This window comes from Neobacillus vireti (genome assembly GCF_001026695.1).
GTDB classification, from domain to species: domain Bacteria; phylum Bacillota; class Bacilli; order Bacillales; family Cytobacillaceae; genus Neobacillus; species Neobacillus vireti.
Genome location: NZ_LDNB01000013.1, coordinates 184,080 through 210,092 on the forward strand (window position 1 = coordinate 184,080; position 26,013 = coordinate 210,092).

Below are 26,013 nucleotides of genomic sequence, written 5' to 3' on the forward strand. Positions count from 1 at the left end.
TACCATTAATCAAACTAAACACGAACATTTTATAGTTAAATATAAAATTATGTTCGTGAAATATAGCAATCTATTAAAATAAAGGCTGTGTTATAAGTGAATGTTTATTTCCGTTCCAGGCGCGAGCTTTCCGCGGGGCGGGCGGTGAGCCTCCTCGGCGAATTGCGCGCCTGCGGGGTCTCACCTGTCCCGCTGCTCCCGCTGGAGTCTCGCTGTATCCACGTCCAATCAACATTGTGATCAAAATCAATAATGTGGTTTAACACAGCCAAAATAAAAAAAAGCCAGCCTTAGATTTAGGCTGACTTTTCATATCGGCGTTATGCTCCTGGAGGAGAGTCATAACGCGTCTCGATGTTGACGAATTTATTATATTCCTTCACAAATGCTAACGAAACCGTGCCTGTCGGACCGTTACGCTGCTTAGCTATGATAATCTCGATAATATTCTTATTCTCTGATTCCTTATCATAGTAATCGTCACGATATAGGAAGGCAACGATATCGGCATCCTGCTCAATACTTCCTGATTCACGAATATCGGACATCATCGGGCGTTTATCCTGACGCTGCTCGACACCACGGGAAAGCTGAGAAAGAGCAATAACAGGGACTTGCAGCTCACGAGCTAATTGCTTAAGCGAGCGGGAAATTTCCGATACTTCCTGCTGACGGTTTTCACCAGAACGACCGCTTCCTAATATCAGCTGCAAATAGTCAATTAAAATCATCCCTAAGCCATGCTCTTGCTTTAAGCGGCGGCATTTAGAGCGAATATCACCGACGCGAACGCCAGGGGTATCATCAATATAGATTCCCGTATTTGATAAGGCTCCCATAGCCATCGTCAGCTTACCCCAATCATCCTCTGTCAGTGACCCGGTACGAAGCCTTTGGGCATCGATATTTCCTTCGGCACATAAAAGACGCATGACAAGCTGTTCAGCACCCATCTCAAGACTAAAGATGGCAATGTTTTCACCTGTTTTTTTGGCCACATTTTGCGCAACATTGAGGGCAAATGCTGTTTTACCAACAGAAGGACGGGCACCAACAATAATTAAGTCATTGCGCTGGAAGCCTGCTGTCATCCGGTCAAGCTCAACAAACCCAGTCTCAAGACCTGTAATTTCGCCAACGCGTTTATGCATCTCCTCAATATTGTCATACGTCCGAACGAGGACATCTTTAATGCTGTGGAAGGCACCGGCATTCTTTCTTTGAGCAACTTCAAGGATACTTTTCTCAGCCTCGCTCAAAAGCGCTTCGACTTCATCCTCACGCGAATATCCATCAGTGGCAATTCCTGTTGCCGTACGAATTAACCTTCTAAGTAAAGACTTTTCTTCTACGATTCTAGCATAATACTCTATATTTGCGGCAGTAGGAACCGACCCCGACAGTTCGTTTAAATAACTAACCCCGCCTGTATCTTCAATCAGCTTGGCCGCTGCCAATTCTTCTGTCACTGTAATTAAGTCAACCGCTTTACCTTCATCGTTTAGCTTCAACATGACATTAAAGATTTTTTGATGGGAGGCACGATAAAAATCCTCAGGAATTAATATTTCTGAAGCTAATGTTAACGCAGAAGGCTCTAGAAAAATCGCCCCTAAAACGGCTTGTTCCGCTTCAATATTTTGCGGCGGCATGCGGTCCGCATATAAATCACTCATCTATTCAAAACCTCCTATGTGAGAGGATGATTTAAAAATATCATATCTTATAAAGAAAAAAGTGACCAGTCAAAACCGATCACATCCCGTTGCTTACTTTGTCTATTCTATCATGTTTATCCAGAAATTGAACTGGCAAATTTTTATCTTATTTTATTTCCTTTACCGCAACAGTAAGTGTTGCAACTACTTCATGATGAAGCTTCACTGGAACCTTCGTATGGCCAAGGGTGCGGATGGCATCTGTTAATTCCATTTTCCGCTTATCAACTTTAATCCCTGTTTTCTTTTGTAGCTCTTCAGCAATTTGCTTTGTAGTAATCGAACCGAATAGTCTGCCGCCTTCACCAGCTTTTGCTGATAACTCAACAGTCGTTTGGTCCAATGTTTCTTTCAGCTTTTTCGCTTCAGCCAGTTCTTCAGCAGCTACCTTTTCCTGTTTCTTTTTTTGCCCCTCTAATGTGCTGATATTCGAGTTACTTGCTTCAATTGCCAAACCTTGCTTAATTAAGAAGTTTTGTGCATAGCCATCCGCCACATTTTTTACTTCGCCTTTTTTTCCTTTTCCTTTAACATCCTTGAGAAAAATTACTTTCATTCCTTTTTCACTCCTTCAAAATAATCATCAATCGCTGCTTTTAATTGTGCTTCCGTTTCTTCAATTGACAGCCCTGCCAGCTGGGTGGCCGCATTTGTTAAGTGACCGCCGCCCTTTAAGCTTTCCATAATCACTTGGACATTGATGTTTCCGAGGGACCTCGCACTAATACCAATAACTCCTTCGCCGCGTTTTGAAATCACAAAGGAAGCTAGGACACCGTCCATCGATAACAATGTATCCGCTGCTTGGGCAATAATCACTTGATCATTAAGATCATCTTCAGTGCCCTTAGCAATCGCAACCCCTTCACGGTAAAAAGTTACTGATTCAATCAGCTTCGACCTTTTGATATATGTATCTACGTCTTCTTTCAAAAACTTTTGCACGAGAACGGTATCAGCACCGTGTGCCCTCAAGTAGGAGGCGGCGTCAAATGTTCTTGAGCCGGTTCGTAATGTAAAGCTTTTTGTATCGACGATGATTCCTGCTAAAAGCGCCGTCGCTTCTATCATCTCTATTTTAGCTCGTTTCGGCTGATATTCCAAAAACTCTGTTACTAACTCCGATGTAGACGAGGCATATGGCTCCATATACACGAGCAATGGACCCTCAATAAAATCTTCGCCGCGGCGATGATGATCAATCACCACAACATGATCAATTTTGTTTAATAGCCGTTCCTCCATGACCAAAGAAGGTTTATGGGTATCAACAACAACAAGCAGCGTCTTATCCGTGGCAATTTCAAGCGCCTCATCAGGTCCGATAAAATGAGCAAACAATTGCTCTTGTTGGCGGATCTCAGCCATCAATCGCTTGACAGCATTGTCGATTTCCTGGGTATTAACAACGATATAGGCTTCCTTCCGGTTCATTTGCGCTACTTTATAAATTCCAATACTTGAGCCAATCGAATCCATGTCAGGGTTTTTATGACCCATAATAATCACTTTATCACTTGCAGTAATTAAATCCTTCAAGGCATGGGAGATGACCCTTGCTCTAACTCTTGTCCGTTTTTCAATTGGATTTGTTTTGCCGCCAAAGAACTTCACTTTCCCATTTGGCAGTTTAATCGCAACTTGATCCCCGCCCCTGCCTAAGGCCAGATCGAGACTTGATTGTGCCAAGACACCTAATTCAGGTAAGGACGAGACACCTGTTCCAACCCCAATACTCAAGGTAAACGAGACATTCTGATTTGAGGTCATTTCGCGCACTTCATCAAGGATGGCAAACTTCCCCTTTTCAAGCATATGGAGAATTCCTTCGTTAAAAACAGCCATAAATCGTTCCGAGGAAATCCTTTTTAAGAAAATTCCATTATCTGTTGCCCATTTATTCAGGATTGATGTAACTAAATTATTGATGCTGCCGCGCATCTGGTCGTCCATTCCCTGAGTTAAGTCATCATAATTATCTAGAAAGATCGTTGCAATAACGATCCGTTCTTCATGATACATTTTCTCAATCTCTGTTTGTTCTGTTACATCGAAAAAGTATAACAGCCGTTCTTCACGTTTATGGATGACGCGGAACTTCCGGTCATAGAGGGTAATGACTTCTGTTTCTACCTCCTGCTTAATTAACGGAACTAATGGGTCTGCTACGTCATACAGAGACCTTCCGACAAGTGTGTCCTCATCAAAACAAGAGGCGAGGAAGGGATTTGTCCATTCAATATTATACTCATCATTAATAAGCATAATTCCGATGGGCATCCCCAAAAGTGCTTCTTCGCCCACTCTTTTTACCCGGTAAGAAAGTGTTGTGATGTACTCTTCCATTTCCACTCTCTGGCGATGGTCAATGACAAACATATAGTAGATAGGAAAAAACATGAGTAACAGTCCGGCAGCACTTAATATCCAATTATATAAGGACAGGACAATGAGCACGACCACTGTAACGCCTATTAACCCGTAAAAGGGGTAACGTATTGACCGCTTTTCTAAAAATGCCGGCAAAGTTTTCAGCTCCTTGTCACAAGTCTTACTCTTTCTTCTTAAAACGCTTGCGGTAATCAAATCCGATATCTAAAATCCCTAACATTAATATTATATAATGAACAATCGGAATCATGAAAGCAAGAATTACCACAAGGGCGTTGAAACCCTTGGAAACGGACTTTTGATAAAAAATATAAAAAATAAACGCAAGACCTTGAAATAACAAAAACATATTCAATATATAAGTCGCATTAGTGACGACCGTATATAGATAGGTTCCTTCTTGGGGATGGGCCAGTATATTTACTCCCAAGGCAATTAAATAGTACCATAGAAGACTTCTAGGCAGGGACATATTGCGAAAACTGCCCCACGGCTGAACACTCACACCAAATCGCTTTAATATTGGAAAGCTGACCCACTGGATAATAAAGACAGCCGTAATTGACATCATAATTAAAAAATACGGGACCAGCGTTTCAATCATTTTAAGCAGGTCGGCATTTTGTTTTTTTATCAGTTCAATTTGATCTTCTTGCCCCAGAGCTTTAAGGAGATCTTGAGAATTATTGACGGTGTCATTTAATGCTGCAGTCAGCTCATTAATGATATTTAACTTAAAAAAGGCGACAGAAATTACATAATAAATGACAAGTCCCGCCATAAAGATCAGCGAGTTTACTATTAATATCGATGTTCGGCTCTTATTTTTTTGAAGCATAAACCCGATGATCACTCCGATTGTCCCATAAAGTAGCATTAAGCCAAGTCCCAAGAATGAACCGGCAAGAAATGAAAGGAATATAGCCGCTAGAAAGAAGGCCACTATATTTTTCAGCTCATTTTTTGCCGCAAACAACATGAACGGCAGCGGTAAGACCAAGTTTGAAAAGGCTCCAACAAGCGGTATGTATATGGTGATTAATAGCAGAACAGTAAATGCCGCTAAGAGGATGGCACCTTCTGTTAATTTACGAACATTTTTCACTTCTTCCCCCCTAATATTCTAACCCTATCTCCTTATTGTAGCTTTCAATTTATTAAATGTAAAAAGACAGCAAGGGCGTGGCCCTTGCTGCCTACAATTTATTATTCACCTGCAACGAATGGTAGTAATGCCATTTGACGTGCACGTTTGATTGCAACTGTTAGTTTGCGTTGATATTTAGCGCTTGTACCAGTTACACGACGTGGTAAAATCTTTCCACGCTCAGAGATGAATTTTTTGAGTAAATCCACATCTTTATAATCGATGCGAGAGATGCCATTTGCTGTGAAATAACATACTTTACGGCGCTTCGCGCGTCCGCCTTTACGTCCTCCTGCCATGAAAATTCCCTCCTTTATGTTTTTTATCTTAACGTTTGAGTAAGGTTTGATTTAAAATGGCAGATCGTCATCAGAGATGTCGATTTGACCATTTCCGGCAAATGGATCTTCATCCATTCGGGTAAAACCTTTATTTTGGTTTTGGTTCTGATTTTGGCGTTGATTCTGATTGCTGCTGCCATATGGATTACCTTGTGGTTCCATTGGAGGAGCTCCGTAATAATCGTTGCTTCTTCCACCGCCTCCGCCAGAAGAGCCCTTAGGTTCAAGGAATTGAACGCTATCTGCTACAATCTCAGTAAAATATTGACGTCTTCCATCTTGCTCGTACGTACGAACTTGAATTCTGCCGTCTACACCTGCTAAGCTGCCCTTCTTCAGGAAGTTTGCAACATTTTCAGCAGCCTTACGCCACACAACAATGTTAAGGAAGTCTGCTTCACGTTCACCTTGCTGATTTGAAAATTGCCGATTTACTGCAAGAGTAAAGGTAGCAACGGCAATGCCGTTTGGAGTAAATTTCAATTCAGGGTCTTTTGTTAAACGGCCAACAAGCACGACACGGTTTATCATCAGAATCAACTCCTTTTCTTTCGGCGCATGTTTCATCTGAAACATTCTGCACCAGAAAAATTTTTATATTAATATTAAGCTTCTTCTTTAATTACAAGATGGCGAATGATATCTTCGCTGATTTTTGCAAGACGAGAAAACTCTTGTACTGCAGCAGCTGAAGATGTTGTTTTAGCGATTTGGTAGTATCCGTCACGGAAATCGTTGATTTCGTATGCTAGACGGCGCTTACCCCAATCCTTTGTTTCAGCAGTTTCCGCACCATTGTCAAGAAGAATTGTGTTGAAACGCTCAACAAGAGCCTTTTTCGCTTCATCTTCAATATTTGGGCGGATGATGTACATGATTTCGTACTTATTCATCACAGTCACCTCCTTTTGGTCTAAACGGCCCGAATGGGCAAGGAGCAATTATTCATTACTCACAAGTTGAAATTATAGCACAGGTATAAGAAAAATGCAATGTCCTTCACAAGTTTGTAAATTTTATAAAAGGATTTTACCTGCTAAATATTAAAAGCCCTGCAAAAATTGCAGGGCAGAAATATTTATACATTAAAACGGAAGTGGATGACATCGCCGTCTTTTACTTCATATTCTTTTCCTTCTAAACGAACTTTACCTGCTTCTTTTGCTGCAGTGTGACTGCCGGCTGCGAGTAAATCATCGTAGGACACTGTTTCTGCACGAATGAAGCCGCGTTCGAAGTCTGAATGAATAACGCCGGCACATTGCGGTGCTTTCATGCCTTTTCTAAATGTCCAAGCCCGAACCTCCTGTACACCTGCGGTAAAGTAGGTAGCTAACCCGAGTAAATGGTATGCAGCACGGATTAATTGGTCAAGACCGGATTCCTCAATGCCAAGCTCCTCAAGGAACATCTGCTTTTCTTCGCCTTCAAGCTCCGCAATTTCTTCTTCAATCTTGGCACAGATGACGATTACTTCTGCATTATCTGCTGCAGCAAATTCACGAACCTTTTGAACATATTCATTTTCTGATGGATCTGCTACATCATCCTCACTAACGTTTGCTACATAAAGTACAGGCTTAATCGTTAACAGATGCAGTCCTTTTACCAATTTCATTTGTTCTTCGGTAAAATCAACCGTACGTGCGGGTTTTTCAGCCTCAAAGGCATCACGCAGCATCGCAAGGACTTCAAATTCAGCTGCTGCTTCCTTATCCTTTTGCTTTGCCAATTTTTCAACACGGCCAATTCTTTTTTCTACTGATTCCATATCGGCAAGGATTAACTCAAGGTTGATGGTTTCAATATCATCAATCGGGTCAACCTTACCGGATACATGGGTAATATTTTCATCGGCAAAACAGCGAACTACCTGGCAAATGGCATCAACTTGACGGATATGAGAAAGGAACTTATTTCCAAGCCCTTCTCCTTTACTTGCGCCTTTGACAATCCCGGCAATATCGGTAAATTCAAATGCCGTTGGCACGGTTTTCTTCGGTTGCACGAGTTCCGTTAATTTTTGCAGGCGGTGGTCAGGAACCTCCACAATTCCGACATTCGGGTCAATCGTACAGAAAGGGTAATTCGCTGATTCTGCACCAGCTTGGGTAATTGCATTAAATAAAGTAGACTTTCCAACGTTCGGCAATCCTACAATACCGGCTGTCAATGCCATATACTTCACTCCTCTAAAAAAGTTAATCTATATTAATTAAAATTAGTCCAAATGTTTTCATTAGACAAGTCCTCCACAATTATAGACATACGTCTGAAAAAAGACAAGAACTAGTACAACTAGGTTCATTTCGGCATCTTTCTACAAATTCCTCACATTAATTTAGTAAATATGGTAAAATTTATTATAATATTTTTCTAGTATCATAGGGAAATGAATACATATTTAAAGTTTAATAGACTTTGGAGGGGGATTAATGAACAAGATACCGTTATCACAAGAGAGTATAAAAACAAAAGGACCACAGAAATCTAGAAATGTTATCAAAAAGGCAATTATTCCTGGTTTTTGTTTTGCTGTTTTATCTACTGCAGCATTTGAAGAAGTGGTTCATGCGGCCGGATCCACTTCAGCTAAAATAACTGTAAATAGTCAATTATCATTCACAACCAAATATGTAAATGTTACAAGCGGGTCATTAAATTTACGGTCAACTGCCTCTACAAGTGGCTCTATCGTCACTAGTCTTTCAAAAGGAACAGCGGTAACCGTTTATTCGGAAGCAAACGGCTGGGCCAAGGTATCCGCCAATGGTAAAGATGGGTATGTCAGTACAAGCTTTTTATCATCCGCAAATCCAACAGTTAAGCCCAGTTATCCCGCAGTTGCAGCAATTACCAAATATGTAAATGTTACAAGCGGGTCATTAAATTTACGATCAACTGCCTCTACAAGCGGCTCTATCGTCACTAGTCTTTCAAAAGGAACAGCGGTAACCGTTTATTCGGAAGCAAACGGCTGGGCCAAGGTATCCGCCAATGGTAAAGATGGGTATGTCAGCACAAGCTTCCTATCATCCGCAAATCCAACAGTGAAGCCTAGTTCTCCCGCTGCTGCGGCAATAACCAAGTATGTAAATGTTACAAGCGGGTCGTTAAATTTGCGATCAACTGCCTCTACAAGTGGCTCTATCGTCACTAGTCTTTCAAAAGGAACAGCGGTAACCGTTTATTCGGAAGCAAACGGCTGGGCCAAGGTATCCGCCAATGGTAAAGATGGGTATGTCAGTACAAGCTTTTTATCATCCGCAAATCCAACAGTTAAGCCCAGTTATCCCGCAGTTGCAGCAATTACCAAATATGTAAATGTTACAAGCGGGTCATTAAATTTACGATCAACTGCCTCTACAAGCGGCTCTATCGTCACTAGTCTTTCAAAAGGAACAGCGGTAACCGTTTATTCGGAAGCAAACGGCTGGGCCAAGGTATCCGCCAATGGTAAAGATGGGTATGTCAGTACAAGCTTTTTATCCGCACAAAACCCAAATGGTTCAGCGACTTCCCCACCAGCAGCAGTGGTGACTAAATATGTAAATGTTGCTAGCGGATCATTAAATATGCGAAATGGCGCTTCCAATAGTTCCTCTATAATCGTTGGCCTTGCAAAAGGCACCGCGGTTAAGGTTTATTCAGAAACTGGGGGCTGGGCTAAGATTGAGGCCTATGGAAAAACCGGTTATGTCAGTTCTGCTTTTTTAGTGGCTACTATTCCAGCCTCTAATAATAATACTGGTTCTGGTACCGTTCCTCCCGCTCAGCAAATAACAACAAAATATGTGAATGTAAACAAGGGCTCGAGCCTGAATGTTAGAAAAAGTGCTTCAACCAGTTCAGCCATTCTCACAAAGCTGTCAAGTGGAACGGAAGTAAAGGTACAGTCAGAGTCAAACGGCTGGGCAAAGATACAAGTAAACGGAGTAGAAGGATATGTGAGCTCGGAATTCCTTTCCGCGTCTAAATCAAACCCTGCTCCTCCAAAAGAGGAACAGCAAACAAGCAAAACGATGTTTGTCAATGTGAGCTTGGGCTCCACTTTAAGTATGTACAATAGTGTTTCAACAAATGCATCCATCCTCGTCAAATTAGCCCGTGGGGTGGAGGTCACTGTTTACTCTGAGGAAAATGGCTGGTCGAAAATAGAAGCATATGGGAAAACCGGCTATGTGAGCTCGGAATATCTATCTGAAACAAAACCGGCTGCTGGTGAGGAAAACGCACCAGATAATAAATCAGGTTCAGCTAATGTAGAGACAGTTACAAAATATATAGATGTAATTTATGGTTCCAGCTTAAATTTGCGCACGGCCGCCTCTACTAGTGCAGCAATCATCACAAAACTTGCGAGAGGGACTATTGTCACTGTTCATTCAGAAGAAAATGGCTGGTCAAGGGTAACCGCCAATGGACAAACCGGCTATGTCAGTTCCCAATACTTATCGAAAACAGCACCATTTAATCCGAATACAACAAAAGGCACCATTGAAAAAGTATACAAAAGCTACGATATTAGCTTAAATGACCTAACAAAAAAACAAATGGCTGTGAACCCGCAAACAGATAAAAAGTACAAAACCTACATTAGCACCGATGCCGTTACTGTTACTACTCCTACTAGCGGAAACGTAAATGGGACGGGGTTGAATGTTAGAGGCGGCGCCGGCACGGATTATTGGGTCGTCGGGCAAGTGAATAACCAAGATTCCCTGCAAATTCTTTCGACTGTTAAAGACGCAGCTGGAAACACTTGGTATGAAATTAAGTATAATAAGGCATGGGTCAATGCTAGTCCTGAAGATGTTGCCCACTTTGTAGACCCTAACAATTTTCTTAGTAATACTGTTGATTCCCTGCAATTCCTTAAGCTATCCGCTTCAGCAAATATTGATGCAGGGGAGGTAAATGAAAGAATTCTCTCGGGAAAAGGTATTCTACAAGGTTTAGCATCCGCCTTTATTACCGCTGGAGACACATCTGGGATTAATGAAATTTATTTAATCTCCCATGCATTACTAGAGACAGGCAATGGTACATCACAGCTTGCAAAAGGTGTACAAATTAATGGAAAGACCGTTTACAATATGTATGGAATTGGTGCTTATGATCACTCTGCTCTTAACAGCGGTGCCCAATTTGCCTATAATGCCGGTTGGTTTACACCTGAAGCAGCGATTATTGGCGGAGCACAATTTATTGAAAATGGGTACATAAATGCAGGTCAAGACACACTCTATAAAATGAGATGGAACCCAGGCTCAGTAACGAAAAACGGCTATGCGTCCCATCAATATGCCACAGATATAGCTTGGGCTGCGAAGCAAGTAAACCAAATCAACAATATATATAGTTTATTAGACTCTTATAAACTAGTGCTTGAAATCCCACAATTTAAGTAACTTGCAGACCGTAGAATGTAAAAAGGCTGTCCAATGGACAGCCTTTTTACATTCTTTTTTGCTTATTTTTCCTTACTGACGGATATCCTTATCCAAATTTACAAGACAATCATACAACGTGCTCCCAAAGCCATTATCTGATTCTCTGCTTGATGTCAGTTTATTAACGGAACCGCCAAACTCCCTCCAAATACCTTCATCGATATTAATTGTGTTTGGATGCGCACCCGCTAAAATAGAAATGAATCCCTTTACTTCGCCGCGGTCATTCCAGACCTTGACAAAATCACCATTTTGCAATCCCCGCTCTTCGGCAATATTAGCAGCAATCTCCACTTTCAATTTAGGCTTTGAAGCAAACAGGTGATAGTTCTGCGAGTGATTGGAGCGCATCGGATGAATCGTGAGCAGCTGATACGGATATTCATTCGCAAGCTCAGGGTTTGCCCACTTCGATTCATTCGGGACCGCCAATGTTAATCGGCCCTGACCACCTTTTTGCTGTGCTGTAAATTCATACTTACCTGACGGAGTTTGGAATTTATGGTCATGCCATGGGATTTTTTCAACCGGAAGTTCCATTGTATGCTGCGACTTTAATTTTTCAAGCGTCAACCCCTTTTCCGCTAACGGTTTAAGTGCCATCTGAAACCATTCGTCTCTTGAAAAATTAAAATCGTCGCCAAAGCCAAGCCGCTTTGCCAGCTCGGTCCAAATCCATAAATCCGGCTGTGCCTCACCAGGGGCTGAAACAAGTTTCGGACCGTAATTCACATAGTGATGATACATCGATGAATAGTAGAGATCTTCTTCTTCAAAGGCAGTTGTCGTCGGCAGCACATAATCGGCAAGCATAGCTGTATCCGTCATAAATTGGTCAATCACGACAAGCGTCGGAGTAGAGGCAAAGGCCCGTTCAACCAAATGGGTGTCAGGCACCTGTGTCAATGGATTGCCGCAGGTCACGATAATCATCTTTATTGCTGGGGCATACGCGGCAAGCACTTCTTCCGCTTGCTTCATGATGGAGAATTGCCTATGGTTTTGCCGGCGTTCCGGAAGTGTTAATTCCTCAAAGGCAAAGCTTTGCCCAACCTGGAGATTTGCATAATTAGCCCCGCCGCCGGCAATGCCAATATTCCCACTGATGGCAGCCAGGGCATCAATTAAGCGGATTGTATTACCACCGTTTTGATAGCGCTGCAGTCCTAAACCCATATAGGTTGCCGTAGGCTTATCCGCAAACACTTGGGCTAATCTTGTCATGACTTCACAAGCAACTTCCGTCATTTCACTAATTTTTTCTAAAGAAATGCTCTTAACCAGCCGCACTACATCAGCAAAGCCGTGAGTAAATTGCTCAATAAAAACACGGTCCTCTAAGCCTAACCTTAACATTTCCTTGATAATTCCAGCTGCCAATAATCCGTCCATCCCAGGTTTAACCGTTATATATTCATCAGCAATTTTCGCAGTCGCGTTATAAAGCGGATCAATGACATAAAGCTTGGCACCTTGCTTCTTAGCATCCAAAAGCTTTTCGTAAAAATGCATATTAGTCCGGGCCACATTTCTTCCCCAAATGATGATATTCTTACTATTGAAAATATCATCAGGTTCATGGCTCCACGCATTGCCAAAATCCCATTTCTGCGCTTCAATCCCAGCCCCCCAGCAAAGCGAGCCGTACAGCTCAGTTACACCGCCATAGCAATTAAAAAAGCGCTGGTCTAGATTTTTCAAGATGCCGTTATTGGCATAATCATGACTGTGGAGGACAGCAGTGGTCCGATATTTTTCTTTAATATCCGTTAATTTAGCAGCTATTTCATCAAGCGCCTGCTCCCAGGAAATTTGCACAAAATTCCCGTTTACCTTTTTTAAGGGATGCAGCACCCGCGCAGGCGAGTTGGTTCTAGTTTCAAGCATCCGGCCCCGGCCGCAGATTTTCCCTTTGGTAATTGGATGGGAGGGATCACCGTCCACTTTCATCACTCGATTATTTTCTACTGTTACCTGAAAGCCGCAGCTATCCCAGCAATTCAACGGACAGGCCGCCTTTCGTACCTCAGCCAAAATCGTTTCCCCCTCTAAACACAATCGTTCTATTTCTACTTGTTATTCACCCTCATGCTTGACGAGGATCTTTTTCATCTTGCGCGAAAACTCTCTTCTTGGGATCAAGACGCTATGAGCGCAGCCTTCACATTTAATCCGAATATCCATTCCTAAACGGATAATTTTCCAGCGATTTGTTCCGCAAGGGTGCTGCTTCTTCATTTCTACAATATCATTTAAGGCAAATTCTTTTTCTTCCATACTTTCCACCACCGTTTCTATTTAGATTACTAGGAACCACTTTTGTACATATAAAGTCTTGGATCTGGCGCTTTAATGCCATTCTCGTCCAATAATAGCTTGATATCCTTCCGAATCCCCCGGGTTACACCGGATTGCTTCATTGGCAATGTTTCAACTACAATTCGGAAAACAATCTCGGCAGGGTCTATCGTTTGAATCCCTAACAGCTCAGGCGTCTTCGTTAACTCTTCATATTTCAATGTCATGTTTTGTAGTGCTTCACCAATCACATTTTCCGCCTTATCAATGTCTTCTCCATAGGAAATCGCAATATCAATCGTTGCCACGGTATTATTTAATGAAAAATTGGTTACTTGGGTAATGCTTCCGTTCGGTAAAATATGAACCTCACCTGTCCCGCTTTTTATTTTTGTTGTTCGGAGTCCAATTGTTTCGACTGTTCCTTCTAATAATCCTACACGAATTTGGTCACCGACTGAAAATTGATCTTCAAAAATAATAAAGAAACCGGAAATCACATCTTTCACAAGGCTTTGGGCACCAAATCCGACCGCTAAACCAACAACCCCGGCACCAGCAATAAGCGCCTTTACATCAATCCCTAATACTGAAAGAATCATCATAAACGCAATAAAATAAACTACATATGAAATAATGTTATCGAGAAGCTTAGAAAGCGTCTCTCCCCGCCTTACCGAAGTGCTGAGCGGCGAGATATTTCTAATTTTAAACATGTTGTGAATGGCAACTTTTCCAAGTCTAATTAAGATATTTGCAATGACGATAATCGCTATAATTTTTAGAAGCCCTTCACCGAGAGAGAGCCATGTACTTTGATCTTGAAATTTAGTGACTTGTTCTTGAATTTCCTTTTCAGTCATATTTATTTTCCACCATCCTCTAAACAGCCAATTAAATTAACATCTATTTTAACAATTTTTTTCTGTTCTAGATAGCATTCTGATTTTTTCTTTTTCTTCCAATCCTTATGTATAGATTTACCGGATTTTCCGTATACTAGTAAGACTTATTAACAGTGGGAGAGGACTTTACATGAATTTGAAAACAGGCTTTTTTGAGCGGAGGGCGGGGAAACAAATTTTTCATGATGATGTGCAAGCTGCTGAAAACCTGGCGGCTGAACTGCTATCCACAATTCCTAAAGTGACAAGCCGGCCAATTGTATTTGTTTGTATTGGAACGGACCGCTCCACAGGGGATTCATTAGGACCACTTGTCGGGACTCTTTTAGAGGAGAAAGAGCTGAAATCATTTTATGTTTACGGAACATTGGATAAACCAATCCACGCTGTGAATCTGGCTGAAAAAATCGCGGAAATCAATACAAGACACGTTCATCCTTATATTGTCGGAATCGATGCCTGCTTAGGGCGAATAAAAAATGTTGGGAACATCCAGGTCGGAAATGGCCCCGTGAAGCCGGGAGCAGGCGTTAACAAAGACCTGCCTGCTGTAGGAGATATACATATCACTGGCATCGTCAATGTCAGCGGGTTTATGGAGTTTTTCGTTTTGCAAAACACACGCTTAAATCTTGTGATGAAAATGGCCAAAACAATTGCCAACGGAATTTACGAAGCAAGCCTGCTTTACCCAAAACTATCCTGGAACGACTTAAAATGGTTAGATGAAGAGAAGACGAATTAAAAAAGAGCGCACAGTGTTAAGACACCTTACGCTCTTTTTATTTCCGTTTATCAGAAAAATAGATTGACAATATAAACACCCGTTACAATTACTCCCGTTACGAAGATACCTGGAAGCAGGTTGGCAACCTTTATCTTTACCATTCCCGTAAGGTTTAAACCAATGGCAAAAATCATAATTCCGCCCGCAGCCGTCATTTCAACAATAAATTGGTCCATTAATGCCTGAGGAACAAATCGGTCAATCTGAGTAGCAAATAAAGCAATTAACCCTTCATAGAGAACGACAGGAATCGCAGAAAAAATCACGCCGATGCCAAGCGTAGTCGTTAAAATCAACGCTGTAAATCCGTCAATAAAGGATTTCATGTACAAAACATCATGATCACCGCGAATCCCGCTGTCAAGGGCACCAAGAATCGCCATTGCTCCAATCACAAAAATTAATGTAGCGTTCACAAACCCTTCTGATATGCTGCCTTTTCCATTTGAACCAATCTTCCGCTCCAGCCACTGACCCAAATCATTTAATCGATCTTCTAATCTTAATAGCTCCCCGATAACCGCTCCGGCTACGAGGCTGATGATGACAATGATGAAATTTTCACTCTTAAATCCCATCTGTAAGCCTAAGACCATCACAGACAGTCCAATCGCATACATGACCGTCACTTTCATTCCTTCAGGGATGCGGTTTAGCAGCTTCCCGATCAAAGATCCAATAATAATTAATAGTCCATTTACAAGTGTTCCTAGTAAAAACATGGTGTTTTTTCGCCTTTCGAAATAGTATTAATATTAACCTAGGATCAATAGAAGTAAAATAAACCATCGTCGTGCGATGGTTTATAAAGTCTCCTCTTGATTGAGCATTTCTAGAATGCGTTCCAGATCCTCTTGAGAGAAAAATTCAATTTCAATTTTCCCCTTATTTTTGTTTTGTTTAATATTTACAGTTGTCCCAAAGCGCTCACGAAGAAAATGTTCCCTTTCTTTAATGAAAACATCCTTTTTCTTTTCCGGCTTTTTTGTTTCACGTGAAACATTTTCATTTAAATGCTGAATTAATTTTTCTAATTGACGGACATTCAGCCCTTCGTTAACAACCTTCTCTACTAAAACTGGCACATTCGCCTTTTGCCTGAGTCCTAATAATGCGCGGCCATGGCCCATGGATATTTTCCCAGCTGAAATCAGTTCCTGAATTTTTGCAGGAAGGGACAGGAGCCGAATGTGATTGGCTATATGCGGCCGGCTTTTCCCTAACCGCTTTGCTACCTCTTCCTGTGTCAGCTGCAGTTTTTCCATTAATGTTTGATAGGCAAGTCCCTCTTCAATCGGGTTTAAATCTTCCCTTTGCAGGTTTTCGAGGACAGCTAATTCCATCATTTTCTGTTCAGAAAGCTCGCGGACTACTGCTGGAACCGTTTGGAGCTTCGCTTCCTTTGCCGCTCGAAAACGCCGTTCTCCCACAACAATTTCGTAGCCTTTTATACTTTTTCTCACAACGAGAGGCTGTAAGATTCCATGTTCTATAATTGAATCCTTTAATTCATCAATTGACTCTTGTTGAAAGGTTTTGCGAGGCTGGTAGGGGTTGGGACGCAGATCCTTAAGTTTGATCTCTTGGACAGTTTCTTCCTTACTGACATCATTGAAAAAAGCATTTAGGCCCTTTCCTAAACCTTTAGCCATTCGCGACCACTTCCTTTGCTAAATCTAAATACACTTCAGCACCGCGGGATTTTGAATCATAGGTAATGATTGGTTCCCCATGGCTTGGAGCTTCACTTAGACGCACATTTCTTGGAATAATGGTTTTATAGACTTTATCTTGAAAGTACTTTTTTACTTCTTCAATGACTTGGATGCCAAGATTTGTCCGCGCATCAAGCATTGTTAATAAAACGCCTTCAATTTTCAAGTCTTGATTTAAGTGTTTTTGTACCAGTCTGACCGTGTTTAATAACTGACTTAAGCCTTCAAGTGCATAATATTCACATTGAACAGGGATTAACACCGCATCCGATGCCGTTAACGCATTAATCGTCAATAAGCCTAATGATGGCGGACAATCAATAATAATATAATCAAATTGATCTTTCACTTCTCCAAGAGCCCGTTTTAGCCTGACCTCTCTTGAAATCGTGGGAACCAATTCAATTTCAGCACCCGCTAACTGAATAGTAGCCGGAATTGCATACAAATTTTCAACAGATGTTGGCTTAATAACAGCTTTTGCTTCGACATCGTCTACTAAAACATCATAGATACACTGCTCTACTTCTGCTTTTTCAATGCCGATACCGCTGGTTGCATTACCCTGTGGGTCTGTATCTACCAGTAAGACCCGTTTTCCAATATAGGCTAAGCAAGCGCCTAGGTTGACAGAGGTAGTTGTTTTACCGACTCCGCCTTTTTGATTCGCGATTGCAAGGATTTTGCCCACGTTGTCACCTACCCTTTAATTCTCAAAAGATATTATTCTCAAATTCTATCAAAAGTGTCGTTAATATCACCAATTCTATCATAAAACAAGGAATGTAAAATTCCATTCCTCTATTTTATCATGAAATGAAAGGGTTGTTGTTTTTTTTCCAAAATAAATATAGTGTTTCAGACTGGAACAATTATTCCATTTTCCCCAAAATTAGGGATTGTAACACACAAAAACAGGGGAGCAGACAAAAAGTCGTGTGCTCCCCTGAATATAGTTATCTATTTTTTCTTTGGAATCCGAATAGTAAATTGGTAAAATTCATCAAATTCTTCTTCCTCAGCATCCAGGTTAATCCCGCTGTCTGTTACCATCGTTAATGATTGCCGAATGGTATTGACGGCAATTCTCATATCTTTACTGAAAGCCTTTCTTTTCGGCTTTGGTTTTTCATTCTTTTGTTCAAGCAGCCTGGCAACCCGTTCTTCGGTCTGCTTAACATTCCAATTCCGTTCCATCACTTCAGTTAAAAGAGTCACTTGTTTTTCCGGATCTTTCAATGGAATCAATGCTCGAGCATGACGTTCAGTAATGGTTTTATTTAATAAGGCATCCTGAACCGGCTCCGGTAATTTAAGAAGCCGCAATTTGTTGGCGACAGTCGACTGCCCTTTACCAAGGCGCTGTGCTAATGCTTCCTGTGTCAAGTTGTGAAGCTCCAGCAGCTTCCCGTATGCGTGGGCTTCTTCAATTGGGGAAAGCTCTTCCCGTTGTAAATTCTCGATAAGCGCCACAGATGCCGTTTCGGTATCGGTTAAATTTTTTATAATGGCTGGCGCTTCGTCCCAGCCAAGTAATTTCATCGCACGCCAGCGGCGCTCCCCCGCGATAATTTCATATTTATCGACTGCAAATTCCCTGACCACAATCGGTTGAATGATACCGTGTATATGAATCGTTCTCGATAACTCTTCAATTTTCTCTTCATCAAATACCGTCCGCGGCTGGAATCGATTGGGCACAATCTGATCAATCGGTATTTTTTTTATTTCCTCGTTTCGTTCGATATCCAGCTCTTTCTCAAGCTCAACCTCTTGTTCTCCCTTATCGCCGAGGCCAAAAAAGCGTGTAAACGAACTCTTCATCCCCCAACACCACCTTTACGAAACTCCCTATTACTTATTCTCTATGCAATCCAATTCTTCCTGCCCTAGGATAACATTTTTGTCTAAAAATTGTAAGCTTTATTCAATTGGCATTTTACCAGGTGTTCCTGGCTTCCGGGGGTATTTCTTTGGTGTCTGTTTTTCTTTTTTAATGATTAAGATTGTGCGTTCACTCTCTTCCAATGGCAGCGTAAAGGTAAACTCTTTTTCTACCTTACCGCCAAGAGTAGTTATCGCCTTTTGACCCACTTCTAATTCATCCTTGGCATGAGCTGCCTTCATGGCAATAAAATGGCCGCCTACTTTTACAAGCGGTAAACAGAGCTCACTTAATACGGACATTCTTGCAACAGCCCTTGCTGTTACGACATCAAATCTTTCCCGGTAGTTTGGATTGACCCCAAAGGTTTCCGCCCGATCATGAACAAAATGGACGTTTTCCAAATCCAATATGTTAGCAAGATGATTTAAAAACGAGATTCGCTTGTTTAATGAATCAACAATCGTTACTTCGATTTGAGGATAAATGATTTTCAAGGGGATACTTGGAAATCCTGCACCCGCCCCGACATCGCAAAGATGAAAGGGCTTGGTAAAATCAAAATAAAACGATGCTGTAATCGAATCAAAAAAATGCTTTAAATACACATCAGCTTTTTCCGTAATTGCGGTTAAATTCATTTTTTCATTCCATTCAACCAAGGTTGAATAGTACTTTTCAAACTGGGCTAGCTGCTTTTCAGAAAGGAGAATCCCCTTTTCCTTTAAACCCGCTTCAAATTGTTCGATATTCATTAATAAATCTTCCTATTCATTTGAGATTCTGGCCACGCGGCCTTGCTCCAGGTAGACAAGGAGAATCGAAATGTCGGCTGGATTTACTCCTGAAATCCGGGATGCTTGGGCTAGTGATAGCGGTTTGATTTGTTTTAATTTTTGTTTTGCCTCGGTTGCGATTCCTGAAATTGCATCATAATCGATATTCTCAGGGATTTTCTTATCTTCCATTTTCTTTAAACGCTCGACCTGCTGCAATGATTTTTCAATATAGCCCTCATACTTAATTTGGATTTCTACTTGTTCCTTGACTTCATCATCCAAAGGAGAATCTGATTTCGTAAGAGTCTCCAGCAATTCATAGGACATTTCCGGTCTTTTTAACAAATCAGAAGCACGGATTCCATCCTTCAATTCACTGCCGCCAATACTGCGGATTAGTTCTTGGACTTCGGCAGAAGGTTTTAAAATGACCGACGATAATCGTTGCTTTTCTGCTTCAATCGCTGCCCTTTTCACTAAAAATGATTGATAACGTTGTTCACGGATTAGGCCAATTTCATGCCCTGTCTCTGTTAATCGGAGATCGGCATTATCATGACGTAATAAAAGCCGATATTCCGCTCTTGATGTTAACAATCGATAAGGTTCGCTTGTTCCTTTTGTAATTAAATCATCAATCAACACACCAATATAGGCATCGGATCGGCTTAACACCAATTGTTCGCGGCCGAGTGCATTCAATCCGGCATTAATACCGGCCATTAACCCTTGACCTGCAGCCTCTTCATAACCGGACGTCCCATTAATTTGACCTGCTGTATATAAATTTTTGACAACCTTTGTTTCCAGCGTTGGCCATAGCTGTGTAGGTACAATCGCATCATATTCAATCGCATAGCCGGCTCTCATCATTTGGGCATTTTCGAGGCCAGGAACCGTTTTGATGATTTGCTGCTGCACGTCTTCCGGCAGGCTTGTTGATAATCCTTGTACATAGACTTCTTTTGTATTCCGTCCTTCAGGTTCGAGAAAAATCTGATGGCGCGGCTTGTCATTAAACCGAACAACCTTATCTTCAATTGACGGACAATATCTTGGTCCTGTCCCTTTAATCATTCCGGAAAACATCGGTGACCGATGAAGGTTTGCGTCAATTAATTGATGGGTTCGGTCATTTGTATAGGTCAGCCAGCATGGCAGCTGGTCGGTAATATATTTGGTTGTTTCATAGGAAAAGGCGCGTGGCGCTTCATCACCAGGCTGGATTTCCGTCTTGCTGTAATCAATCGTGTTGCTATTTACCCGTGGCGGTGTCCCTGTTTTAAACCGCACTAATTCGAATCCAAGCTCCTCTAAATGCTCCGACAGCTTTATCGATGGCTGCTGGTTATTCGGACCGCTCGAATATTTTAATTCGCCAAGGATAATTTCGCCGCGTAAGAATGTTCCTGTCGTAATAATAACTGTTTTTGAACGGTAAACAGCACCTGTTTTCGTAATGACGCCTTTAGAAACACCGTCCTCGACGATTAATTGCTCGACCATGCCCTGGATTAAGGTTAAATTGGCCTCTTCTTCCAAAGTCTTTTTCATTTCATGCTGGTAGGCAAATTTATCAGCTTGTGCTCTTAGGGCGCGGACTGCCGGCCCTTTACCAGTGTTCAGCATCCGCATTTGGATATATGTTTTATCGATATTCTTTGCCATCTCGCCGCCAAGGGCGTCGATTTCCCGAACGACAATCCCTTTTGCCGGACCGCCGACAGATGGGTTACATGGCATAAAGGCAACCATATCTAAGTTGATGGTAATCATTAATGTTTTTGCGCCAAGCCGTGCCGCCGCAAGGCCCGCCTCACAGCCAGCATGGCCGGCACCAATGACAATGACGTCATAATTTCCTGCTTCGTATAGCAAAGTATTTCCTCCTTTTCCGTACAAACGGAAAAAATTGCGTTAAACAATAAAATGTCCAGCTCCAGCGCCGCAAACGGGCGCTTCCGCTTTTCTTCAAAGATAAAAAGTATAAAATTTTGGACTTTGAGAATTGTCCAGCTTCAGCGCCCTAGCGGCTAATGTCCTTCGCTCTCCGCCCTACGATAAGTCAACATCGAATCGCCTCCGGCTCTTCGTGTTTCCTTTATCTCAGTTGGAGCGCTCCAGGCCATACGCCGCTGAACAGGGCGCTTCCGCTTTTCTATTTCCCTAAACAAAACTGTGCGAATAACTGGTCAATTAGACTTTCATGGACGCTGTCGCCGATGATTTCGCCAAGCAGCTCCCATGTTCTCGTTAAATCTATTTGGATGATATCAATCGGTGTGCCCATTTCCACTCCGTCAAGCGCCTCTTCGATTGCGTGGAGACTTTGGTGCAATAATGCAATATGACGGCTGTTGGAAACGTAGGTCATATCTCCCGCTTCAATCGAACCAGCAAAGAATAATGAAGCAATTGCTTCCTCCAGTTCATCAACACCGCGATCTTCTAATAGTGATGTCGTCACAACCTTATGTTCCATTGCTAATTCATGAACCCGGGCCATATCAATTTGCTGCGGCAGGTCCGTTTTATTAACAATAACGATGACATCCATCCCTTTGACGACCTCAAAAAGATGCTCATCCTCAACACTAAGCTTGTCAGAGTAATTCAAGACCAGCAAAATTAAGTCGGCCTCTTTCAATACTTGACGGGAGCGCTCGACACCAATCCGTTCGACGATATCTTCCGTTTCCCGGATACCGGCCGTGTCCAATAGTCTGAGCGGGACGCCGCGGACATTGACATACTCTTCAATCACATCACGCGTTGTTCCAGGAATATCAGTAACAATTGCTTTATTTTCCTGAACAAGACTATTTAATAACGACGATTTCCCGACATTTGGGCGCCCGACAATGGCAGTAGACAGACCTTCTCGTAAAATTTTCCCTTGCTGTGATGTTTGCAGCAACTTATTTATTTCCTCACGAACAAAATGAGCCTTTTCTTTAAGCATTTTATGGGTCATTTCCTCGACATCATCGTATTCCGGGTAATCGATATTCACCTCAACATGAGCAAGGATTTCTAAGATTTCCTGGCGGAGCCTTCTAATCAGCTTCGATAACCGTCCGTCCATCTGCCCGAGAGCCACATTCATCGCCCGGTCTGTTTTCGCTCTGATTAAATCCATAACCGCTTCTGCCTGCGATAAATCAATCCGTCCATTTAAAAAAGCCCGTTTCGTAAATTCACCGGGTTCAGCAAGTCTCGCACCATTCGTTAATACATGCTGTAATACCCGATTCACGGAAACAAGTCCACCATGGCAATTTATTTCAACTACGTCCTCTTTCGTAAACGTCTTCGGTCCTTTCATGACAGAGACCATTACCTCTTCCACCACTTGGCCGCTTTTCGGATCAACCAGATGGCCATAGTGAATCGTATGGGTTGCCACTTCAGCTAACCTCTTTCCCCCTATACTCTTAAATAGCTTGTCTGCAATTGGGATTGCCTCATCGCCGCTCAAACGGACAATCGCAATGGCACCCTCACCCATCGGCGTCGATATCGCTGCAATAGTATCAAATTCCATTTTCCTCACTTCACCTCACAAATAAAAAAATTCATCTATATATAATAAATAACTTTTTCTCCAAATTACTAGAATACCACATGACTTTTTATTTTTACTACCGTAAATTATCCACAACCTGATGGTATCCTTGTATTATTTTAACTTATCCACATGTGAATAACAATAAAACAAGAAATGAAACAAAGTTGTCGACAGGTGAATTACTTAAATCGGGCAAAAAAAAACACCCTGCTTAAATTTAAGCTGGATGTCTTTTTTATAAAAAATTTACCTTTTCACTGGTGTAATAACAATAAATCGATGTGGTTCAGAGCCATCTGAAAATGTTTTTACTCGTTTGTTTTCGGCTAAAGCGGTATGAATCACTTTACGCTCATAGGATGGCATTGGTTCTAATGGCACATCTTTTCCTGACTTAACAGCCTTTAGCGCCAGTCGGTGTGCTAATTGAATAAGCGTTTCGCTGCGTCGATTGCGGTAATCCTCAGCGTCCAAGATAACCGTTAAATATTGATTGGAAAAACGATTAATAACGAGCTGAGTCAAATATTGCAGCGAATTTAGTGTTTGACCTCTTTTTCCAATCAAAAGAGCAATCTTTTCCCCCGTCATCACAAAGTGAACCTGTTTGCCGTCACGTTTGATTTCGATTTCCACCGGAGCTCCCATTTGTTCACTCACTTGGATAAGAAATTTCTTTGCTTCTTCAAGTGGATCGATGATGACTGATACTTTGACGACTGCCGGACGTGAACCAAAAATACCGAAAATCCCTCTTTTTCCTTCGTCTATGATGTCTACCTCAGCGCGGTCTTTTGTTGTTTGTAATTGAACTAAAGCTGATTCTACTGCTTCTTCGACAGTTTGTCCTGTAGCAGTTATCTGTTTCACTTCTTTTCACCCGCTTTACCGGTTGCCGTTGCCCGCAAATCCGGTCCTTTAATAAAATAGGTTTGTACAATCATAAATATATTTCCGACAACCCAATACAATGAAAGAGCTGCTGGGAAACTAAACGCGAAAAAGACAATCATAATCGGCATCATCCATAGCATCATCGCCATTTGCGGGTTTTGTTGCTGACCAGCCATCATCATTTTTTGCTGGATAAACGTAGTGATACCTGCAACAATCGGCAAAATATAATATGGATCTGAATGACCAAGCTCAAACCAAAGGAATGTTCCTACTTTAAGCTCTGGTGTTCTAGAAATGGCATGATAAAAACCAATTAAAATTGGCATTTGCACGATTAATGGGAAACAGCCTGCCATCGGATTAACGCCATGCTTAGAAAACAGCGCCATTGTTTCTTGCTGCAGCTTTTGCTGTGTCTTTTGATCTTTAGAGCTGTATTTTTCTTTCAGTGCCTTCATTTCTGGTTGCAGGGCCTGCATCGCCTTTGAGCTCTTTGTCTGCTTAATCATCAGCGGCAATAGAACTAATCGAATTAAAATCGTAACGACAATAATCGAAAAGCCATAGTTGTCTCCTAGAAAATGAGCAACCTCCTTAATCAGCCAGGACAATGGATAGACAATGTACTCATTCCAAAAACCTGTGCTCTCCGACGTAATCGGCTTCTTAATCTCACTGCATCCTGCTAAAAGAAAGAATACAGAAAGCATGCCGAATAAAAGTAATATTCGCTTTTTCAACCAAATTTTCCTCCTCACGATCGTCTACTTACCTGAAAAAATATCTGTTATCAAAAACTATATGTATCCGTTTTCTAATTGGTATTTTATCATTTTTTCAAATGAATTGTCTTCATAACGGAGCTATATTTTGACTAAATCGTAAACATTTGCCTTCATCTGCTTTTCTTTAGGACCTTACCCACTTTAAGGACATGGGTGATACTTTTTTTCACCTCAAAAAAGTCCATTTCGGCCGTTGGTTTCCTGGCAATAATCACATAATCATTCCCGGCTGCTAACTGATCCTTCAACTCAAAAACAGCTTGTCTAACATACCTTTTGATCCTGTTTCTAGTCACAGCATTGCCAATCTTCTTACTGACAGACAGACCGATGCGAAAAAAGTCCTGGTCCTCTTTTTTTAATGAATAGACAACAAATTGCCGATTGGCAAATGAAGTTCCATTCTGAAAGGCAGCTTGGAATTCTTTATTTTTTTTTATTCGTAACTCTTTTTTCATCATAACACCCTCAGACGGATTAGAAAAAAGACCACTGACGTTGCAGTGGCCTAAGCTGATAATACTTTTCTTCCCTTTTGACGACGACGAGCAAGAACCTTACGTCCATTTGCTGAGCTCATGCGACTGCGGAAACCGTGAACCTTACTATGTTTACGACTATTTGGTTGATATGTTCTTTTCATTATATGACACCTCCCTGAGGAATAGCTCTTAAATTAAACAGAGTCTAGACTATTATAAAGACGTCAGCATAAAGTTGTCAACCACTTGCCAATTATTGTTTCCCATTTTTATTTTTTTGAACTTGATCCAAGTAAATTTCCAGAACTTCATTTTTTTAAAAAATTGTCCAACTCCAGCTCCAGCGGTAGCGAACTTCGTGCTTCCACTTTTATGCCTGTGGATAATAAATCGACAGGATTTGCGTTATTCACACAGGTTATTGACAAGTTTTTCACAGACAAACCCCTTGTGGACAATTTTTATACACACAATGTTACAGTTGTGGATAAACTAAGAAAAACCATTGCACCTATTGCTATTATTTGATATTATATTTGTGTTTTCACTCTGAATAACTTTATCCTAAATAAATGTTATCCACAGATTGTGGATAACATGTGGACATGTTATTCTATGGCTCTGTAGAAACTTGTCCACAAGCGGTGGATATTGTCGAAACTCCACTTTATTTCCTTATTATACTTTTTCCACAACCTGAACTGCCATTAATGTTATTGTATATTTATAAATTACTAGGCTGTGTCCTGTTGTATGACAGCTATTTTCATGGAACTTTAGTTGATTAGGTTACCGGGTGGAGAAGAAAATACTCTAAATAATTTCGGACAATTTTTTAAATAAAAAGAAAGAAAAAAGGAGG

General features: G+C 41.4%; 25 protein-coding genes. 3 read left to right on the forward strand and 22 right to left on the reverse strand.

All coding sequences use genetic code 11. The features are described 5' to 3' along the window. Positions 1-320: 320 nt before the first annotated feature. The 8 genes from dnaB to ychF form a co-directional block, all read right to left on the reverse strand. Complete coding sequence (gene dnaB / locus AA980_RS17230) at positions 321-1,676, reverse strand: replicative DNA helicase (RefSeq protein ID WP_024030267.1); 1,356 nt, start codon at positions 1,674-1,676, stop codon at positions 321-323. 148 nt (positions 1,677-1,824) lie between these two features. Then, complete coding sequence (gene rplI, locus AA980_RS17235) at positions 1,825-2,274, reverse strand: 50S ribosomal protein L9 (RefSeq protein WP_024030266.1); 450 nt, start codon at positions 2,272-2,274, stop codon at positions 1,825-1,827. Beyond that, entirely contained in the window at positions 2,271-4,244 is a 1,974-nt protein-coding gene (locus AA980_RS17240; protein WP_024030265.1) for a DHH family phosphoesterase, read from the reverse strand. The genes rplI and AA980_RS17240 overlap by 4 nt, the downstream gene beginning before the upstream one ends. A gap of 25 nt (positions 4,245-4,269) precedes the next feature. Continuing rightward, a complete protein-coding gene (locus AA980_RS17245; RefSeq protein WP_024030264.1) occupies positions 4,270-5,214 on the reverse strand; it encodes a YybS family protein in 945 nt (314 codons plus the stop codon). A gap of 101 nt (positions 5,215-5,315) precedes the next feature. Continuing rightward, positions 5,316-5,555: a 30S ribosomal protein S18 gene (gene rpsR, locus AA980_RS17250; RefSeq protein ID WP_024030263.1), complete on the reverse strand. Its 240-nt coding sequence runs from the start codon at positions 5,553-5,555 to the stop codon at positions 5,316-5,318. A 51-nt stretch (positions 5,556-5,606) separates the two neighbouring features. Then, positions 5,607-6,128, reverse strand: coding sequence for a single-stranded DNA-binding protein (gene ssb, locus AA980_RS17255; protein ID WP_024030262.1), 522 nt, complete (start codon positions 6,126-6,128; stop codon positions 5,607-5,609). 74 nt (positions 6,129-6,202) lie between these two features. Continuing rightward, on the reverse strand, positions 6,203-6,490 hold the full coding sequence (rpsF, locus tag AA980_RS17260) for a 30S ribosomal protein S6 (RefSeq protein WP_024030261.1): 288 nt from the start codon (positions 6,488-6,490) through the stop codon (positions 6,203-6,205). Between the two features lie 185 nt (positions 6,491-6,675). Further along, on the reverse strand, positions 6,676-7,776 hold the full coding sequence (ychF, locus tag AA980_RS17265; protein WP_024030260.1) for a redox-regulated ATPase YchF: 1,101 nt from the start codon (positions 7,774-7,776) through the stop codon (positions 6,676-6,678). A 256-nt stretch (positions 7,777-8,032) separates the two neighbouring features. Between ychF and AA980_RS26505 the strand changes: the two genes are divergently transcribed. Next, positions 8,033-11,008, forward strand: a complete 2,976-nt coding sequence (locus tag AA980_RS26505) for an SH3 domain-containing protein (RefSeq protein WP_082195756.1) — start codon at positions 8,033-8,035, stop codon at positions 11,006-11,008. 72 nt (positions 11,009-11,080) lie between these two features. Here AA980_RS26505 and AA980_RS17275 read toward each other — a convergent pair whose 3' ends face one another. Genes AA980_RS17275 through AA980_RS17285 form a run of 3 tightly spaced genes read right to left on the reverse strand, consistent with a single transcriptional unit; the run spans position 11,081 to position 14,217 of the window. Beyond that, complete coding sequence (locus AA980_RS17275) at positions 11,081-13,084, reverse strand: molybdopterin-dependent oxidoreductase (protein ID WP_024030907.1); 2,004 nt, start codon at positions 13,082-13,084, stop codon at positions 11,081-11,083. A 42-nt stretch (positions 13,085-13,126) separates the two neighbouring features. Continuing rightward, on the reverse strand, positions 13,127-13,327 hold the full coding sequence (locus AA980_RS17280; protein WP_024030908.1) for a DUF951 domain-containing protein: 201 nt from the start codon (positions 13,325-13,327) through the stop codon (positions 13,127-13,129). 29 nt (positions 13,328-13,356) lie between these two features. After that, positions 13,357-14,217: a mechanosensitive ion channel family protein gene (locus AA980_RS17285; protein ID WP_407937467.1), complete on the reverse strand. Its 861-nt coding sequence runs from the start codon at positions 14,215-14,217 to the stop codon at positions 13,357-13,359. A gap of 166 nt (positions 14,218-14,383) precedes the next feature. Between AA980_RS17285 and yyaC the strand changes: the two genes are divergently transcribed. Then, positions 14,384-14,998, forward strand: a complete 615-nt coding sequence (yyaC, locus tag AA980_RS17290) for a spore protease YyaC (RefSeq protein WP_024030910.1) — start codon at positions 14,384-14,386, stop codon at positions 14,996-14,998. A gap of 50 nt (positions 14,999-15,048) precedes the next feature. Here yyaC and AA980_RS17295 read toward each other — a convergent pair whose 3' ends face one another. From AA980_RS17295 to rpmH, 11 genes are all read right to left on the reverse strand, one after another. Continuing rightward, complete coding sequence (locus tag AA980_RS17295) at positions 15,049-15,762, reverse strand: DUF554 domain-containing protein (protein WP_024030911.1); 714 nt, start codon at positions 15,760-15,762, stop codon at positions 15,049-15,051. An 81-nt stretch (positions 15,763-15,843) separates the two neighbouring features. Continuing rightward, the gene (locus AA980_RS17300; protein WP_024030912.1) at positions 15,844-16,692 is read right to left on the reverse strand and encodes a ParB/RepB/Spo0J family partition protein; all 849 of its coding nucleotides are present in this window, start codon (positions 16,690-16,692) and stop codon (positions 15,844-15,846) included. Beyond that, positions 16,685-17,446 carry a ParA family protein gene (locus AA980_RS17305; protein ID WP_024030913.1) on the reverse strand — a complete coding sequence of 254 codons (762 nt, stop codon included), beginning with the start codon at positions 17,444-17,446 and terminating at the stop codon, positions 16,685-16,687. Before AA980_RS17305 ends, AA980_RS17300 begins: the two co-directional genes overlap by 8 nt. Before the next feature lie 269 nt (positions 17,447-17,715). Next, positions 17,716-18,579, reverse strand: coding sequence for a nucleoid occlusion protein (noc, locus tag AA980_RS17310; protein WP_024030914.1), 864 nt, complete (start codon positions 18,577-18,579; stop codon positions 17,716-17,718). A gap of 99 nt (positions 18,580-18,678) precedes the next feature. Beyond that, complete coding sequence (gene rsmG / locus AA980_RS17315) at positions 18,679-19,395, reverse strand: 16S rRNA (guanine(527)-N(7))-methyltransferase RsmG (RefSeq protein ID WP_024030915.1); 717 nt, start codon at positions 19,393-19,395, stop codon at positions 18,679-18,681. 12 nt (positions 19,396-19,407) lie between these two features. Further along, positions 19,408-21,297: a tRNA uridine-5-carboxymethylaminomethyl(34) synthesis enzyme MnmG gene (gene mnmG / locus AA980_RS17320; protein WP_024030916.1), complete on the reverse strand. Its 1,890-nt coding sequence runs from the start codon at positions 21,295-21,297 to the stop codon at positions 19,408-19,410. Positions 21,298-21,577: 280 nt separating this feature from the next. Beyond that, positions 21,578-22,963 carry a tRNA uridine-5-carboxymethylaminomethyl(34) synthesis GTPase MnmE gene (gene mnmE / locus AA980_RS17325; RefSeq protein ID WP_024031044.1) on the reverse strand — a complete coding sequence of 462 codons (1,386 nt, stop codon included), beginning with the start codon at positions 22,961-22,963 and terminating at the stop codon, positions 21,578-21,580. 270 nt (positions 22,964-23,233) lie between these two features. Further along, positions 23,234-23,857: an RNA-binding cell elongation regulator Jag/EloR gene (gene jag, locus AA980_RS17330; protein WP_024031043.1), complete on the reverse strand. Its 624-nt coding sequence runs from the start codon at positions 23,855-23,857 to the stop codon at positions 23,234-23,236. After that, positions 23,854-24,624 carry a YidC family membrane integrase SpoIIIJ gene (gene spoIIIJ, locus AA980_RS17335; RefSeq protein WP_024031042.1) on the reverse strand — a complete coding sequence of 257 codons (771 nt, stop codon included), beginning with the start codon at positions 24,622-24,624 and terminating at the stop codon, positions 23,854-23,856. The genes jag and spoIIIJ overlap by 4 nt, the downstream gene beginning before the upstream one ends. Before the next feature lie 155 nt (positions 24,625-24,779). Beyond that, entirely contained in the window at positions 24,780-25,127 is a 348-nt protein-coding gene (gene rnpA / locus AA980_RS17340) for a ribonuclease P protein component (protein ID WP_024031041.1), read from the reverse strand. Between the two features lie 50 nt (positions 25,128-25,177). Further along, the gene (rpmH, locus tag AA980_RS26510) at positions 25,178-25,312 is read right to left on the reverse strand and encodes a 50S ribosomal protein L34 (protein ID WP_024031040.1); all 135 of its coding nucleotides are present in this window, start codon (positions 25,310-25,312) and stop codon (positions 25,178-25,180) included. 85 nt (positions 25,313-25,397) lie between these two features. Between rpmH and AA980_RS17345 the strand changes: the two genes are divergently transcribed. Beyond that, complete coding sequence (locus AA980_RS17345) at positions 25,398-25,679, forward strand: hypothetical protein (RefSeq protein WP_024031039.1); 282 nt, start codon at positions 25,398-25,400, stop codon at positions 25,677-25,679. The last annotated feature ends 334 nt before the right edge of the window (positions 25,680-26,013 follow it).

What these genes read in the sequence shown, in the direction of transcription:
- dnaB (WP_024030267.1), bottom strand. Translation starts at nt 1,676, where the DNA reads ATGAGTGATTTATATGCGGACCGCATGCCGCCGCAAAATATTGAAGCG.
- rplI (WP_024030266.1), bottom strand. Translation starts at nt 2,274, where the DNA reads ATGAAAGTAATTTTTCTCAAGGATGTTAAAGGAAAAGGAAAAAAAGGC.
- rpsR (WP_024030263.1), bottom strand. Translation starts at nt 5,555, where the DNA reads ATGGCAGGAGGACGTAAAGGCGGACGCGCGAAGCGCCGTAAAGTATGT.
- ssb (WP_024030262.1), bottom strand. Translation starts at nt 6,128, where the DNA reads ATGATAAACCGTGTCGTGCTTGTTGGCCGTTTAACAAAAGACCCTGAA.
- rpsF (WP_024030261.1), bottom strand. Translation starts at nt 6,490, where the DNA reads ATGAATAAGTACGAAATCATGTACATCATCCGCCCAAATATTGAAGAT.
- ychF (WP_024030260.1), bottom strand. Translation starts at nt 7,776, where the DNA reads ATGGCATTGACAGCCGGTATTGTAGGATTGCCGAACGTTGGAAAGTCT.
- AA980_RS26505 (WP_082195756.1), top strand. Translation starts at nt 8,033, where the DNA reads ATGAACAAGATACCGTTATCACAAGAGAGTATAAAAACAAAAGGACCA.
- AA980_RS17280 (WP_024030908.1), bottom strand. Translation starts at nt 13,327, where the DNA reads ATGGAAGAAAAAGAATTTGCCTTAAATGATATTGTAGAAATGAAGAAG.
- yyaC (WP_024030910.1), top strand. Translation starts at nt 14,384, where the DNA reads ATGAATTTGAAAACAGGCTTTTTTGAGCGGAGGGCGGGGAAACAAATT.
- AA980_RS17295 (WP_024030911.1), bottom strand. Translation starts at nt 15,762, where the DNA reads ATGTTTTTACTAGGAACACTTGTAAATGGACTATTAATTATTATTGGA.
- AA980_RS17300 (WP_024030912.1), bottom strand. Translation starts at nt 16,692, where the DNA reads ATGGCTAAAGGTTTAGGAAAGGGCCTAAATGCTTTTTTCAATGATGTC.
- noc (WP_024030914.1), bottom strand. Translation starts at nt 18,579, where the DNA reads ATGAAGAGTTCGTTTACACGCTTTTTTGGCCTCGGCGATAAGGGAGAA.
- rsmG (WP_024030915.1), bottom strand. Translation starts at nt 19,395, where the DNA reads ATGAATATCGAACAATTTGAAGCGGGTTTAAAGGAAAAGGGGATTCTC.
- mnmE (WP_024031044.1), bottom strand. Translation starts at nt 22,963, where the DNA reads ATGGAATTTGATACTATTGCAGCGATATCGACGCCGATGGGTGAGGGT.
- rnpA (WP_024031041.1), bottom strand. Translation starts at nt 25,127, where the DNA reads ATGAAAAAAGAGTTACGAATAAAAAAAAATAAAGAATTCCAAGCTGCC.
- rpmH (WP_024031040.1), bottom strand. Translation starts at nt 25,312, where the DNA reads ATGAAAAGAACATATCAACCAAATAGTCGTAAACATAGTAAGGTTCAC.